Source organism: [Clostridium] scindens (assembly GCF_019597925.1).
Classification (GTDB): domain Bacteria; phylum Bacillota; class Clostridia; order Lachnospirales; family Lachnospiraceae; genus Clostridium_AP.
On record NZ_CP080442.1, the window covers coordinates 2,424,686 to 2,438,758 of the forward strand.

A 14,073-nucleotide genomic window follows, 5' to 3' on the forward strand; every position below is an offset into this window, starting at 1 on the left:
TCCACCTTCTTATACTTCTATCCTTTTTTCAAATACTCCATCCACTCTTTGATCTCTTTTTCCTTCCCATTGTCCCCCGGCTCATAGAACCTGGCATCCTTGATCTCTTCGGGGAGATACTGCTGCTTCACATAGTGGCGGGGATAATCATGGGCATACTTATAGCCGATGCCGTGGCCCAGATTCTTGGACCCTTTATAATGAGCATCCTGAAGATGAGCCGGTACGCTGGTCTTCTGGCTCTTTACGTTTTCCATGGCCCCGAAGATCGCGTTGGTGGCCGAATTGCTCTTAGGCGCGGTTGCCACGTATAGCACTGCCTGGGACAGGATGATCTGCGCTTCCGGCATCCCAATCCGCTCGACTGCCTGTGCCGCGGACACCGCCACCGTTAGCGCCATAGGGTCTGCATTTCCCACATCCTCGGAAGCGCAGATCATAATCCTCCTTGCGATAAACTTGATATCTTCTCCCGCATACAGCATCTTCGCAAGATAGTATACGGCAGCATCCGGGTCAGATCCCCGCATGCTCTTGATAAATGCAGAGATGGTATCATAGTGGTTGTCCCCTGTCTTATCGTAGCGGACTACCCTTTTCTGGATGCACTCCGATGCCACAGAAAGCGTGATATGAATCTTTCCGTCCTCGCTCCTTTCTGTGGTAAGAATCCCCAATTCAACGGCATTCAACGCATTTCTTGCGTCTCCGCCAGAGATGTCAGCCAGAAATTCCAGCGCGTCTTCCTCGATCACCGCATCATAGCTGCCCATGCCCTTTTCCACATCATAGACTGCGCGGCGGATCACCGTCTTGATATCCTCCTTGTCCAAAGGATGCAGTTCAAAGATGCTGGAACGGGAGATTAATGCGCTGTTCACTTCGAAATATGGATTCTCCGTAGTGGCCCCGATCAGGATGAGGGTCCCGTCTTCCACGAATGGAAGCAGGTAATCCTGCTGGCTTTTATTAAACCGGTGAATCTCATCCACGAAAAGGATGGTCTTCTTCTGGTACATGCCCAAGGTTTCTTTGGCCCTGGCTACCACCTCTTCCATATCTTTTTTCCCGGCAACCGTAGCATTGATCTGGGTAAACTCGGCGCTGGTAGTATTGGCGATCACCTTGGCAAGCGTCGTCTTCCCAGTTCCCGGCGGTCCGTAAAATATGATAGAGCTTAGCTTGTCCGCCTTGATCGCGCGGTAAAGCAGCTTGTCTTTTCCTATTATATGCTGCTGCCCCACCACCTCTTCCAGCGTGGACGGCCGCAGCCTGGAAGCCAGCGGTGCTTCCTTGTCCATATTCTTTTCTCTAACGTAGTCAAATAAATCCATCTTCCATTCCCTCTTTCACAATCTTACGCCTGTTATTCCTGTTCTGCAAGCAGATCCCGTATGGCTTCGCCTGCAATCAGAAGCCCCGCAACCGGAGGAACGAAGGATATGCTCCCCGGAAGGGCTCTGCGGCGCCCCGCGTCTTCTTCTGTCTCCCGGTCTGATACATCCACTGGCATTTCCTTGGAATATAATACCTTCAGATGCCGGATTCCCCGTGCTTTCAGTTCCTTACGCATCACCTTGCACAGCGGGCACACGGAAGTCTTGCTGATGTCAGCAATCTCAAACATCTCGCCATGCAGCTTATTCCCGGTTCCCATGCTGCTGATAATCGGAATCCCGCATTCCAATGCCTTCTGTGCCAGGGCTATCTTTGCCGTCACCGTATCGATGGCATCGATGATATAGTCAGGCCGCTCTTTAAATATCTCTTCCAGATTCTCCGGAAGAATGAATGTCTCATGTGTAGTCACCTGCGTTTCCGGGCAGATATCTGCGATCCTTTCTTTCATCACTTCCGTCTTATACCGGCCAATCGTACTGTGGTAAGCGATGGACTGCCGGTTGATATTGGTCAGCGAGACCTTGTCATTGTCAACCAGTATCAGCCTGCCAACCCCGCTTCTTGCCAGCGCCTCTATGCAGTGGGAGCCCACGCCCCCCACGCCAAGCACCATGATGCAGGTCCTGCGAAGCTTTAAAAGTCCTTCTTCTCCGATTAATCGTTCTGTTCTTGAAAATTCATTTATCATTTCTTTCTACCATCTATACCTTTTCATCTTATCTAATCCAGGATCAGTTCATCCACGGTTACAAATTCGAACCCCTTCTCCATAAGGATATCTACAATGCGAAGGGCAGCGTCCACGCTGGAATCATAACAGTCATGCAATAGAATAATATCATTTTCCTCGGCTTCCGTCACTACTTTATTCACAATTTCATCCACATTCTCTGTGGTCCAGTCCAGCGGATCTATGCTCCACATGACCGGCAGCACTTCCAGGTCTAATTCCAGCCTGCGCTGCCAGATGCCAAAAGGCGGCCTCATGTATTCCACATGCTTTCCCGTAATGGAATAGATGACCTCATCCGTATCCAGGATCTCCTTTTTAGCCTCGTCATCCGACACTTTGGCGATATCCACATGGTTGTATGTGTGGTTTCCGACCAGATGCCCTTCTTCAAACAGCCGTTTCACAAGTTCGGGATTTTCCTTGGCATTCTTTCCGATCAGAAAGAAAGTGGCTTTTACATTCCTTTCCTTCAGTCCGTCCAAGAGTCTTCCCGTGCAATGGGCGCTTGGCCCGTCATCGAATGTGATGGCGATCTTCGGAGCCTCCGCTACCATAGAAGAACTTACATACTCCACCGCATCCGGCACGGCTTCCTCCTCTTTGGATTCCTTTGCAGGCTTGTTTTCATTCTGCCCGGTATGCATGGATATACCCAGCAGATTGAACAGGCAGAAGGTATACAGCAGCCCGCATAATATCTTTATTTTATGCCTCTTGATTCTCTCCATCCGGCACTACCTCTGATGATCTGCGCTTCATTTCATGTATATGAGGATAGGCAAAGCAGTATGTAAACCATTGCAATATATATTGGAGAATGTTATAATAGCCAATGTTGTTTAGGAGGAAAGAATATGTCAGATATACAGACGAAAGAATATCCCGAAAGGGAAAATAAGATGGGAACCATGCCGGTTCCGAAACTATTGATCACTATGTCTCTGCCCATGATGATTTCTATGCTTGTGCAGGCACTGTACAATATTGTAGACAGCATGTTTGTTGCCCAGCTGAGCGAGGACGCCCTGACCGCAGTGTCGCTTGCCTTTCCGATTCAGACGCTGATGATCGCGGTAGCATCCGGTACTGGCGTCGGCATCAACGCGCTGCTTTCCAGGAATCTGGGAGAAAAAAATTTTGAAGGCGCTGACAGTGCCGCCAAGAATGGCCTGTTTCTTGGAATTGCAAGCTGTATCGTATTTGCAGTAGTTGGGCTTCTAGGCTCCCACTTCTTCTTTGCATTGCAGACGGATAACCAGACCATCGTCAAATACGGCACGGAATATCTTACCATCATCACGCTGTGTTCCGCAGGAATCTTCCTACAGATTACCTTCGAGCGCCTGATGCAGTCGACCGGAAAGACGATCTACAACATGATCACCCAGGGAACCGGAGCCATCATCAATATCATCCTGGATCCCATCATGATCTTTGGACTGTTCGGCTTCCCCAGGATGGAAGTTGCCGGGGCCGCCTTGGCTACCATAACCGGACAGGTGGTGGCAGTGTCCATGTCCTTTTATTTTAATGCTACCAGGAATAAAGAGATCAATATTAGCCTGAAGGGATTCCGTCCCCACGCTAAGACCATCGCCATCATCTATGAAGTAGGCATTCCTTCTATTATTATGCAGGCCATCGGGTCTGTCATGACCTTTGGAATGAATAAGATCCTGCTGATGTTCTCTTCTACGGCTGCTGCCGTATTCGGCGTGTACTTCAAGCTGCAGAGTTTTATCTTCATGCCGGTATTTGGATTGAATAATGGAATGATTCCGATCATCGCCTACAATTACGGTGCCAGGAATAAGAAGCGGATCACGCAGGCCGCCAAGCTAAGCGTCCTGATCGCTGTGACGATTATGATCATAGGCCTGATCATCTTCCAGACCTGCTCCGGATTCCTGCTTAAGAATCTGTTCGACGCTTCCGAAAACATGCTGTCCATCGGCGTGCCCGCGCTTCGGATCATCAGCCTTAGTTTCCTGTTCGCAGGCTACTGCATCATCGTTGGCTCCGTCTTCCAGGCGCTTGGAAACGGCGTGTACAGCCTGATCGTATCGGTTGCCAGACAGCTTGTAGTCATCCTTCCGGTTGCCTACCTGTTCGCCAGGTTTTTCGGGCTTTCCATGGTGTGGTGGTCCATCCCGATCGCGGAGATCGTCTCCGTTATCCTGTCCACCTTGCTCCTTCGGCGCATCTACCGGCTGAAGGTAAAGCCATTGGAAGACTGATAGAGCAAAAAGGATATGTCCTGCCATTTTGTGCAGGACATATCCTTTTTTGCTATTTTTTCTTTTTCACGCTCCATCCGAATTTTCCAAGAGTCTTCCCGAGACTTAGGTATTCTCCATGGGAATAGGCCAAAAGCCCTGTGGAATTCAGTTCGAATTTTCCGTTCTTTTTCATATATGCTTCATCTACCTGGACGGCCGCCACTTCTGCCAGGAACATATGATGCGTTCCCAGTTCCTTCACTTCTGTCACCTTGCATTCGATATTCACCGGACTTTCCTGTATAATCGGCGCATAGCGAAGCTTCTCGGCCGCTCCTTTTGTCAGATGCATCTTTGTCCATTTATCCACATCTTTCCCGGATCTGACGCCGCACCAGTCTGTAGCATAGGCCAGCGACTCTGTGGTCAGGTTGACCACGAATTCGCCGGTCTCCTTGATCATGTGATAGGAATAACGCTCCGGCCTGACGGAGATATAGAGCATGGCTGGGTCTGAACAGACCGTTCCCGTCCATGCCACCGTCAATATATTGGCATTTCCTTCCTTATCCGCCGAGCTTACCATCACCGCGGGCAGCGGATACAGCATATTGCCCGGCCTCCACACCTGTCTTCCCATTCTTTCATTCCTTCCTGTCTTTTTCATATTTCCTGTATGCCTATTGCTGAAGCGCTCCTACCAGAGTCGGAATCAGCTGTTTCTTTCTGGATACCACGCCTTTCAGGATAATCTTATCCGCATCTTCTCTCAGATCATAGGCATCTATGATATACGCCTTTGCCCCATTGCCAAAGCACAGCAGTTCCGTAGATTCATCCAGGATATCCGTCAGCATGAAATAGATCATCTGCAGCTTATGGGATTCCAATACCTTCGGCAAATGCGGCATCAGAGTCTCTTTGATCTCTTCTAGCTCATCCCGGTTCATGGAGTTGATCTGCCCCACGCCGAACACCATGTCATTGACGGTAAACTGCTTGAAGTCCTGGAAGCAGATGTCCTCCGCGCTCTTTCCCTTCAGGCTGCTTCCTGCCCGGAACATCTCCTGAGCCATCTGCTCCAGGTTGATGTCTGCGATCTTGGCCAGTCTCTTTGCTGCCTTCTCGTCCACAGCAGTGCAGGTAGGAGAACGAAACAGCAGGGTATCGGATATGATCGCGGAGCACAGAAGTCCGGCGATGGTTGGCGTGATCTTAACGCCAGCCTCCTCGTACATCTGATAGACGATCGTCGCCGTACAGCCAACCGGCTGGTTCCGGAAGAATACCGGCCCCATAGTCTCAATATTCCCCAGTCTGTGATGATCAATAATCTCCACGATATCGGCTTCTTCGATGCCGTCCACTGCCTGGGACTTCTCATTGTGATCCACTAGGATCACCTTCTTCTTGCTTACATCCATGAAGCGCCGCCTGGAGATAAAGCCTTTAAAGCGGCCATGCCGGTCCAGTATGGGGAAGTCGCGGAACTTTTTCTTTGTCATGACTTCCTTGATATCTTCCACGTAGTCGCTCATACGGAAGGTAACCAGAGGCGTCTTGCTCATAAAATGCTTGACCGGGATGCTCTGGTTGATCAGCCTGGCTGCCGTAAATGTATCATGAGGCGTGCTGATAATGACGATGCTTCTCTCTTCCGCCTTCTGCACCAGTTCTTCCGATACCTTGGCTCCCTGGCAGACCACCAGGCAGCTAGCGTCGATATCCACTGCACAGGCCTGGGATTCGTACCGGTTTCCCAGTATGACCAGATCATCCTTCTCAATAAACTCAGCCATCAAGTCCGGATTGGAAGCCCCGATCGCCACCTTCCCTTTTGTAAAATAGCCGTGCTCATTGCCAGTGACCAAGGTGCCGTCCAAGGTCTTTATGATATTCTTGTACTGCGTCTTGGCGTCTGAAAGTACCCGATTATCATAGACATCCATATAAGATGTGGCAATGTCCCCCGTCGAGATGACGCCGACCAGTTCCTCATCCTTCAGGATCGGTATGGTCTTTACATTGTTTTCCTTCATCTTTGCCCAGGTGTCTTTGATGGACACATTTGGCTCAATCCCGTCAATCTTATGTATATCCATATCCTTGACCTGAAGCTTGACATTCTGAAGCAGATCCGGCGCGTCTACCTTGAATTTCTGCAGCACGTAATGCGTCTCTTCATTGATCTGTCCTGCTCTTCTCGCAACATATTCATTCCCCGTAACTTCGCGTTTCAAGTGCGCGTATGCAATAGCCGAGCAGATGGAATCCGTATCTGGATTCTTATGTCCCACAATGTATACCTTGCTTGATTTCTTTCCCATAGTTCAACATCCCCTAATCATAAGTTCTTAAAGTAAGAGTGCCATCTTTTTAGGGTTTCGTCAACCACAAATTCCAGAATATGTGTTTTTTTCTTTGAACATACCGCCTATTATATGCTATACTAGAAACAGCATGTGAAAACATATGAGTCTTACTATTAGGAAGGGATAATACTATGAGCGAAGAATTATTACAAGAAGAAGCAAAGCAAGAAGAAACAATGGCAGATCTGGAGGAACATTTCGACGATGCCAATCCATGGAATCTGGTGCAGTCATATATGGACAACAAGACCGTTCTTCCGGTAAAGGTAGAAGGTATCGTTAACGGCGGCGCCATTGCCATGGTAGAGGGACTGAGAGGATTCATTCCTGCATCCAAGCTGTCCTTATCTTATATCGAGGATCTGGAGACGTATCTTTTAAAGGATATCGAAGTTAGGGTCATCGACGTAGACCAGGCAAACAACCGCCTCGTGCTGTCTGCCCGCGAAATCCTCAAGGAGAAAGAGAAAAAGGCCATGGAAGAAAAGATTGCCAATGTCAAAGTAGGAAGCGTCTTGACCGGCAAGGTAGAAAGCCTGCAGACCTACGGCGCGTTCGTACGCCTGGAAGATGGCCTGTCCGGCCTGGTGCATATCTCCCAGATCAGCCAGAAGCGCGTGAAATCTCCAAAAGACGTGCTGACGGAAGGCCAGGAAGTAAACGTTAAGATCATTGGCGTAAAAGACGGCAAGATCAGCCTCAGCATGAAGGCTTTGGAAGAAGTACAGGAAGAACCGGTAGAAAAAGTGGAGATTCCTAAATCTGAGAACATCGGAACCAGCCTTGGAGATCTGTTCAAGGATCTCAAGTTCTAAGAAACGAATAGAAAAAAGAATACGGCCGGAATCGGCGCCTGCCATGGCGTCAGATTCCGGCCGTATTTTCTTAAAAAACTTTCTATTCTGCTATGACTCTTGTCCAAATTCCATCTCATCAATCAGCGCGGCCGCATCCTCCACGCATTGGGTACAGCAGATCAGCGGCTGGGGCCCGTCCATATTCTTAAGATCCCGGCAATAGATGGAGCCGTTCTTTTCCGTAAACTTCCTGGCGGCCTCCCGGAATCTGGCATAGGTATCCATCTTGGTCTTCAAAGGATGTTCCATATCGCCGGCACTGTTTGCCAAACTTATCACCAGGAACATTCCCGTTACAGCCCCGCAGGTATCCCGAAGGCCGCCCATGCCAAGGCCGAACCCTTCGGTCAGCCGGAAGACATCCTCCTCCTTGATTCCCAGTTCCTCGCAGTATGCGCAGGCCACTGCCTGGCAGCAATTATAACCTTGCTTAAACTTTTTGACAGCAAGTTCTTTGTTGCCCTTCATTCCATTCATCTCCTTTACCTCTTGCATTCCTTTTCTAATTCTTCCAGCCATATATCTGAGCAGGCATCGCTTGGCATTCTCCAGTCGCCCCTCGGCGAAAGGGCCACGGTTCCTACTTTCGGGCCATCCGGCAGGCAGGAACGCTTGAACTGCTGGGTGAAGAATCTCCGGCAGAAAGTGTGAAGCCACTTATAGATGGTCTCCTCATCGTATTCACCTTCAAAGGAGCGTTTTGCAATCCGGTATATCTTTCCCGGCTCATATCCGAATCTGAGCAGATAGTACAGGAAAAAGTCATGCAATTCGTAGGGTCCAACCAGATCTTCCGTCTTTTGCGCGATCTCTCCGTCCTTTGGAGGAAGCAGTTCCGGGCTTACCGGAGTATCCAGCACATCATAGAGCACGGCTTTTAGTTCCGCATCCTCGCAGGAGTCCGCATAGTAGTGAACCAGATGCCTTACCAGAGTTTTGGGAACGGATGCATTTACTCCATACATGGACATATGATCTCCATTGTAGGTCGCCCATCCCAAGGCCAGTTCCGACATGTCTCCGGTACCGATCACGATCCCGCCTGCCTGGTTGGCCACATCCATCAGCACTTGGGTCCGCTCCCTTGCCTGGGAGTTCTCATAGGTGACGCTGTGGTCGTCAAGGTCATGGCCGATATCTTTAAAATGCTGTTCGACGGATGCTCCGATCGGGATCTCTCTCAATGTGGCTCCCAGCTTGCGGGACATCTTGCAGGCATTCTGATACGTCCTGTCTGTGGTGCCAAAGCAGGGCATGGTCACCGCGACAATGTCTTTGCGATCCATCCCAAGGGCGTCGAATGCCTTTGCGGTCACCAGCAGCGCCAGGGTAGAATCTAAGCCGCCGGAGATTCCGACTACCGCGCTTTTCGCCCTTGCATGGGAGATCCGCTTCTTAAGCCCCATGGCCTGGATCATCAGAATCTCCTCGCAGCGCCGTGCCCGCTCGCCTTCTTCTTCCGGCACGAAGGGCCTGGAAGGAAACGTCCTGGTAAGCGCGGTCTCCTCCTTGCAGATCGTAAATGGTATGCGGATCAGTTTTGGCTCTTTCGCAGTCTGGAAGGTGGTATTCTTCCTTCTCTCCCCAAGCAGGCGCTTAATATCTATCTCCGTGTAGATAACGCCATTTTCAAAGCGCCTGCCTTCTTTCAGCACGCTCCCGTTCTCGGCGATCAGATTATGTCCGCCAAATACCAGATCCGTGGTAGACTCCCCTTCCCCTGCATTTGCATAGAGATAGCCGCAGATCAGGCGGGCAGACTGTCCTTCAATCAAATTTCTTCTATAGGTAGATTTTCCGACGGTCTCATCGCTGGCGGAGCAGTTCGCGATGATCACTGCCCCTTCCCTTGCGGCCTCTATGCTGGGAGGAACGCTGGACCAGGCATCTTCGCAGATCTCTGCGGATACCACCAGCGATTCCATAGAATCTGCCACGAACAGAAGCTGCGGTCCGAAGGGCATCTTCTCTCCATCAAAGAGAATCTCCCTTGCCGCAGATGGTCCCTCGGTAAACTGGCGCATCTCATAGAATTCTCCATAGTTTGGAAGGAAGCTTTTGGTGGTCAGGCCTAAGATCTTTCCCTGGTTCAGGGCAGCCGCCACATTGTACAGTTTTCCTTCCACCGCCACAGGGACGCCGACGAAGATCAGCGCATCCTTTCCTTTTGTATGGCGCGCGATCTTATGGAGGGCTGCCCTAGCCTCCTTTAGCAGTACTTCCTGGGCAAACAGGTCGCCGCAGGTGTATCCCGTCACGCACAATTCCGGAAATGCCACCACCTTGGCTCCTTCCTTGACGGTCTCGTCAATCAGGCCGCAGATCTTCTGCGTATTATAGGCAACATCCGCCACCCTGATATCCGGAGTGGCTGCCGCTACCTTTACAAATCCATGTCTCATCTTCATCCTCCCGCTTTCTTATTTGCTCCGTTTTATGATTTCTTTCAGTTCATCCACCGAATACTTATATGCTGCATTACAGAAATGGCATTTTACTTCAATCTCTTCTCCGTCATCGATCATCTTCTGGATCTCCTTCTTGCCTGCGCTTACGATCGCCTTTTCTACCCGTTCCTTGGAACAGTTGCAGTAAAACCGGGTCGGAATGGTATCCGTAATCTCAAGGTCCAGGCCAGCCAGGAGTTCTTCCAGCAGCTGCTGGGGCGTATAGCCTTGATCCAGCAGTTCGGTCACGGAGGTGACATTCTTAAGATTCTCCTCCAGCCTGGCGATCGTCTCTTCCTGGGCAAACGGCATCAGCTGGATGATGAATCCGCCGGCGCGGCGCACCGTATTGTTCTTATTCATCAAGACTCCAAGCCCCACAGAGGATGGCACCTGCTCAGAATTGGCAAAATAATAGGTCAGATCCTCCGCGATCTCGCTGCTGACCAGAATCGTCTGCCCAGAGTATGGCTCTTTGAGTCCCATATCTTTGATCACCTGCAAAAGTCCGATACCGACAGCGCCTCCTACATCCAGTTTCCCGTTTTTGGCCGGAAGCAGCACGTCAGGATTATTGACGTAGCCTTTTACATTGGCCTTACTGTCCGCTGTAACGGTTATTCCGCCCAGAGGCCCGTCCCCCCGGATCTGGAGGGTCAGCATGTCCGTATCATTCTTCATCATGCTTCCCATCATAGCGCCTGCACTCAGCAGACGGCCGAGTGCCGCCGTAGCCACAGGGCTGGTGTTATGATGCTCCCTTGCCGTCTCTACCATTTCTCTTGTTGTAGCGGCAAATGCCCGGATCTGGTTATTTGCCGCTGTCGCTCTTACAATATAATCTTCCATTCTCATACTCCTTTTATTTTCCATATTCCTGGGCAATCACGCAGATGCGCTCGCTGTCATACATGGGCACATCCCTGGTATAGGCATCATAAGCCGTAAGGTATCTAAGCCCTGCCCGCTCGATCAGATTCTTTATCTTTTCCAAAGTATACGCCTTCTGGTAATGCGCCTCCTGGTATTTCCGATACAGTTTCGGATCTTCCTGGCTCTGCACAAACAAGGTCAGTTCATATTCATTGATCCCTTGCTCCTCGTCATAATAATTATCCCAGATGAAGCTGCATTCCTCCCGCTCTTCCGCGAATGTCCTATCTCCCAATACTTCCCGGTATTTATATTCTGTATTAAAGTCAAAGATAAATATACCCTGGGGATCCAGATAATTATTTACCAGACAGAATACTTCCTGCAATTCTTCTTCATCCGTCACATAATTCACGGAATCGCAGACGCTTAGCACCGCCCTCACCGTGCCATACAGTTCGAACTCCCGCATATCCTGAAGCAGGTATAGAATATCATGGCCACTGTTCAGACGCTTTTCCATAGCAATTTCCAGCATATCCTCGGAATTATCCACGCCTATCATATCATAGCCCTTTGCTGAGAGCAACTCTGTCATGCTTCCTGTGCCGCAGCCAAGTTCCAGCACCAGCCCGTCACTTATCTGGTACTCCTTCAACATTCTCTCTATATAATCTGCCCACTCGTCATAAGGCACATTGTCCATAAACGTATCATACACTTCGGCAAAATTCGTATATGCTTCCATCCCTTCACTCCTTTTATCCTGACACTCCAATACCATATATAGTATAACAGAATTATCCAAAAAGTGTATAGGCTTATGCACAGAAGATGCCCGGAAAATCAAGAATGATTCCCCGGGCATCCTGCCTGCGTCTTACGATTATTTCTCTGTGACAAATACGAACTTCACTTCTCCGTCCATGCCGTCCGAAATACCGGCGAAGTTCTTATACTCCTTGGAGGCATCCAGCATGCCATTTAACTTGTCAAGCATTCCGGATATATCTCCGTCAAATGCGCTCACCAGCTTCTTGATGCCATCCTCATTGAACTGGATCATGCCTTCGCTTAAGGCTCCTGCCCCGTCATCCAGTTGTTTTACGCCGTCTACCAAAGCGCCTGACCCGGTCTTTAATGTGCCGATTCCTGATGCGAGTTCTCCTGCTCCGCTGTTTAGATCTTTTGCCCCGGAGGATAGCTTTGTCGTTCCTGTCACAACATCTCCTGCTCCGGCTGACAAGTCATTCAGGCCCTTGGACAGCGCCAGTACGCCGCTCTTTCCATCCTTGCCGCGAAGCAGCATGCCTGTGCCGCCTTTGAGGCTTGCCACGCCATTATTCAGCTGCTCTACCAGGCCGCCCTCGCCATTGACCTGGGCATCCAGGGCTGCCGTGCCATCCCTTAAGCATGTGAACTGGCCTTCCACGCTGGTATTAAGCGCCGCATTCAATTGGGAGGAGCCTGATTTTACCGTACCGTCTGCCGTTGAACTTAAGGTTCCATACAAATTGGTAATTCCGGCTCCAATCGCTCCCGCTGCTGTGCCTTCTGTGCTGGAAGTATTGAGGGCTGCGCTTAGGCCAGACAGTCCATCTGCAACCTTCTGTGCAGTATCCCCTATAGTCGCCTCCAAAGATACGCTCTGGGTTACCGGCACCTGCTGCGGAGCCTCCAGCTGGCTGATGATATTTTCAATAGCCTGCGCATTTTCCTCCGTCTTAAGCGCCCTTAACTGGGCGATGGCATTGCTGTTATCATTAAAAGCCGCCACAGAAACCTCCGTGTTAACGGTAACCTGGCCGTTGTTCTTTACATAATTTGCAACCTGCTGCGCCGCTCCTGCCAGCTGGCCTGCCGTATTGGATGCGTCCTGAATGCCATTCTTTAACTGGCCTGCTCCCTGGGCCGCCGCATCAACGCCTGCATCCAGCCTCTTAGCCCCGTCTCCCGCCGCGGCCGCACCCTGGCTTAATTGCCTCACGCCTTCGGATAACATTGGAATCCCCTGACTTAGCTGGCTTTGCATATCGGATACGCCCTGATCCAGCATCTGTACGCCCGGAACCAGCTGCTTTGCCGTACTGTCCGCAGCACTGGCGGCTCCTGCGGCCACCTTGCCTGCGCCGTCCTTTAATTCGCCAGTTCCCGTCTGAAGCGTATTGGTTCCATCCTTCAATTTCTTGCTGCCAGTTGAGAGCTGGTCTATGCCGCTGATCAAAGTCCCGGAAGATGACAGCAGCGTGTCAAGCCCGGATTTGAGTTCGCCGGAGCCGCTGACCAGCTGATTAGCAGCGCTCTCAAGCTGCCCCATGGAATCGTTCAGGTCATCCAGGCTGTCAAACTGGTCTGTATCCAGCTGGTTGAATAAGTCATTGGTCGCAACGGTAATCCCTTCTATGGTGTCATAATCCGTCACGTCCGCCTCCACTACGAAGGAATCCGGAATATCCAGGTCCTCTACTCCTAATTCTTCCTTCATCTTTGGAATTCCCATGCCGATGGCCAGGTCTTTGTTTCCGTCGGATACGATCTTTCCATTGTCAATGGTCACATTGGTGAATTTCTCTGTATCCAGCATCAGCCCGGTCACCATAAGAAACGGCGTGTATGCCTGATCCTGGTCTGCCGTGGTGTTCTCATATTCATAGTGGATGGACAGATGGCCGCTCTTTCCTTTCAGCTCTTTTTCGCTGATATCCTTTCCGTCCAGCTGGTAGGAGATCCGGATGCCTACCGGAAGTTCCTTATCCGTTGTCCCCTGATAGCAGATATCCTTATGATCCCCGGACCATACCAGGCTGTCTCCCAGCTGCTTGAACTTCTCGTCGCCCTTCACATTTTCTATTTCCTTAAGATCAGACACATCCTGGATCTGTTTTTGACTGCTGACATTTTTCAACTGATCCGAAACCGTGATGCTTGTCACCTGCCCGCTGCCGTCCACTTTCGCGAATACGGTCTCATCTTTTCTGGCATTGGCGTCAGAAATGTTCTTACTATCTGGCTCCTCTTTCTTATCTGTATCCGCCGCCGTCTTTGCTTCTGATACTACTGCGGTATTCTCTTTTGCATACACGTAAGAAGGCGTCCCCTTCACGCTGCTTACTACCAGTGACATCATCAAAGCGAATGTCAACAATGCTCTATATTCTCTGTTCTTCATGA

At 50.3% G+C, this 14,073-nt stretch carries 12 protein-coding genes; 2 read left to right on the forward strand and 10 right to left on the reverse strand.

Going from position 1 to position 14,073, the window contains the following annotated elements; genetic code table 11:
• Window positions 1–17: 17 nt before the first annotated feature.
• Genes K0036_RS11680 through K0036_RS11690 form a run of 3 tightly spaced genes read right to left on the reverse strand, consistent with a single transcriptional unit; the run spans window position 18 to window position 2,862 of the window.
• A complete protein-coding gene (locus tag K0036_RS11680) occupies window positions 18–1,334 on the reverse strand; it encodes a replication-associated recombination protein A (protein ID WP_220429790.1) in 1,317 nt (438 codons plus the stop codon).
• A 32-nt stretch (window positions 1,335–1,366) separates the two neighbouring features.
• A complete protein-coding gene (locus K0036_RS11685; RefSeq protein ID WP_025643149.1) occupies window positions 1,367–2,089 on the reverse strand; it encodes a tRNA threonylcarbamoyladenosine dehydratase in 723 nt (240 codons plus the stop codon).
• Between the two features lie 32 nt (window positions 2,090–2,121).
• Entirely contained in the window at window positions 2,122–2,862 is a 741-nt protein-coding gene (locus tag K0036_RS11690) for a polysaccharide deacetylase family protein (protein WP_220429791.1), read from the reverse strand.
• A 126-nt stretch (window positions 2,863–2,988) separates the two neighbouring features.
• Here K0036_RS11690 and K0036_RS11695 point away from each other — a divergent pair, with 126 nt between their 5' ends.
• On the forward strand, window positions 2,989–4,371 hold the full coding sequence (locus K0036_RS11695; protein ID WP_025643147.1) for an MATE family efflux transporter: 1,383 nt from the start codon (window positions 2,989–2,991) through the stop codon (window positions 4,369–4,371).
• 52 nt (window positions 4,372–4,423) lie between these two features.
• On the opposite strand, the gene K0036_RS11700 is transcribed toward K0036_RS11695, so the two are convergent.
• Together K0036_RS11700 and K0036_RS11705 are read right to left on the reverse strand one after the other, a co-directional pair.
• Window positions 4,424–4,993, reverse strand: a complete 570-nt coding sequence (locus K0036_RS11700) for a flavin reductase family protein (RefSeq protein WP_025643146.1) — start codon at window positions 4,991–4,993, stop codon at window positions 4,424–4,426.
• A gap of 40 nt (window positions 4,994–5,033) precedes the next feature.
• Window positions 5,034–6,680, reverse strand: a complete 1,647-nt coding sequence (locus K0036_RS11705; protein WP_025643145.1) for a putative manganese-dependent inorganic diphosphatase — start codon at window positions 6,678–6,680, stop codon at window positions 5,034–5,036.
• A gap of 176 nt (window positions 6,681–6,856) precedes the next feature.
• On the opposite strand from K0036_RS11705, the gene K0036_RS11710 reads away from it, so the two are divergent.
• Complete coding sequence (locus tag K0036_RS11710; protein ID WP_025643144.1) at window positions 6,857–7,540, forward strand: S1 RNA-binding domain-containing protein; 684 nt, start codon at window positions 6,857–6,859, stop codon at window positions 7,538–7,540.
• A 90-nt stretch (window positions 7,541–7,630) separates the two neighbouring features.
• Here the strand turns inward: K0036_RS11710 and K0036_RS11715 are convergent, their stop codons facing one another.
• From K0036_RS11715 to K0036_RS11735, 5 genes are all read right to left on the reverse strand, one after another.
• Window positions 7,631–8,059, reverse strand: a complete 429-nt coding sequence (locus K0036_RS11715; RefSeq protein WP_155855078.1) for a C-GCAxxG-C-C family protein — start codon at window positions 8,057–8,059, stop codon at window positions 7,631–7,633.
• Between the two features lie 5 nt (window positions 8,060–8,064).
• Entirely contained in the window at window positions 8,065–9,984 is a 1,920-nt protein-coding gene (locus K0036_RS11720; RefSeq protein WP_220429792.1) for an NAD(+) synthase, read from the reverse strand.
• Window positions 9,985–10,002: 18 nt separating this feature from the next.
• Window positions 10,003–10,878 (reverse strand): Hsp33 family molecular chaperone HslO, encoded by an 876-nt coding sequence (gene hslO / locus K0036_RS11725; protein WP_220429793.1) that lies wholly within the window; start codon window positions 10,876–10,878, stop codon window positions 10,003–10,005.
• A 13-nt stretch (window positions 10,879–10,891) separates the two neighbouring features.
• Window positions 10,892–11,650, reverse strand: a complete 759-nt coding sequence (locus K0036_RS11730) for a class I SAM-dependent DNA methyltransferase (RefSeq protein ID WP_173694824.1) — start codon at window positions 11,648–11,650, stop codon at window positions 10,892–10,894.
• Window positions 11,651–11,788: 138 nt separating this feature from the next.
• Window positions 11,789–14,071 (reverse strand): hypothetical protein, encoded by a 2,283-nt coding sequence (locus K0036_RS11735; protein ID WP_025643139.1) that lies wholly within the window; start codon window positions 14,069–14,071, stop codon window positions 11,789–11,791.
• Between the last annotated feature and the right edge of the window lie 2 nt (window positions 14,072–14,073).

Bases quoted from the DNA above. Each gene is read 5' to 3' on its own strand.
- K0036_RS11680 (WP_220429790.1), bottom strand. From the start codon at position 1,334: ATGGATTTATTTGACTACGTTAGAGAAAAGAATATGGACAAGGAAGCA.
- K0036_RS11685 (WP_025643149.1), bottom strand. From the start codon at position 2,089: ATGATAAATGAATTTTCAAGAACAGAACGATTAATCGGAGAAGAAGGA.
- K0036_RS11690 (WP_220429791.1), bottom strand. From the start codon at position 2,862: ATGGAGAGAATCAAGAGGCATAAAATAAAGATATTATGCGGGCTGCTG.
- K0036_RS11695 (WP_025643147.1), top strand. From the start codon at position 2,989: ATGTCAGATATACAGACGAAAGAATATCCCGAAAGGGAAAATAAGATG.
- K0036_RS11700 (WP_025643146.1), bottom strand. From the start codon at position 4,993: ATGGGAAGACAGGTGTGGAGGCCGGGCAATATGCTGTATCCGCTGCCC.
- K0036_RS11705 (WP_025643145.1), bottom strand. From the start codon at position 6,680: ATGGGAAAGAAATCAAGCAAGGTATACATTGTGGGACATAAGAATCCA.
- K0036_RS11710 (WP_025643144.1), top strand. From the start codon at position 6,857: ATGAGCGAAGAATTATTACAAGAAGAAGCAAAGCAAGAAGAAACAATG.
- K0036_RS11715 (WP_155855078.1), bottom strand. From the start codon at position 8,059: ATGAATGGAATGAAGGGCAACAAAGAACTTGCTGTCAAAAAGTTTAAG.
- K0036_RS11720 (WP_220429792.1), bottom strand. From the start codon at position 9,984: ATGAGACATGGATTTGTAAAGGTAGCGGCAGCCACTCCGGATATCAGG.
- hslO (WP_220429793.1), bottom strand. From the start codon at position 10,878: ATGGAAGATTATATTGTAAGAGCGACAGCGGCAAATAACCAGATCCGG.
- K0036_RS11730 (WP_173694824.1), bottom strand. From the start codon at position 11,650: ATGGAAGCATATACGAATTTTGCCGAAGTGTATGATACGTTTATGGAC.
- K0036_RS11735 (WP_025643139.1), bottom strand. From the start codon at position 14,071: ATGAAGAACAGAGAATATAGAGCATTGTTGACATTCGCTTTGATGATG.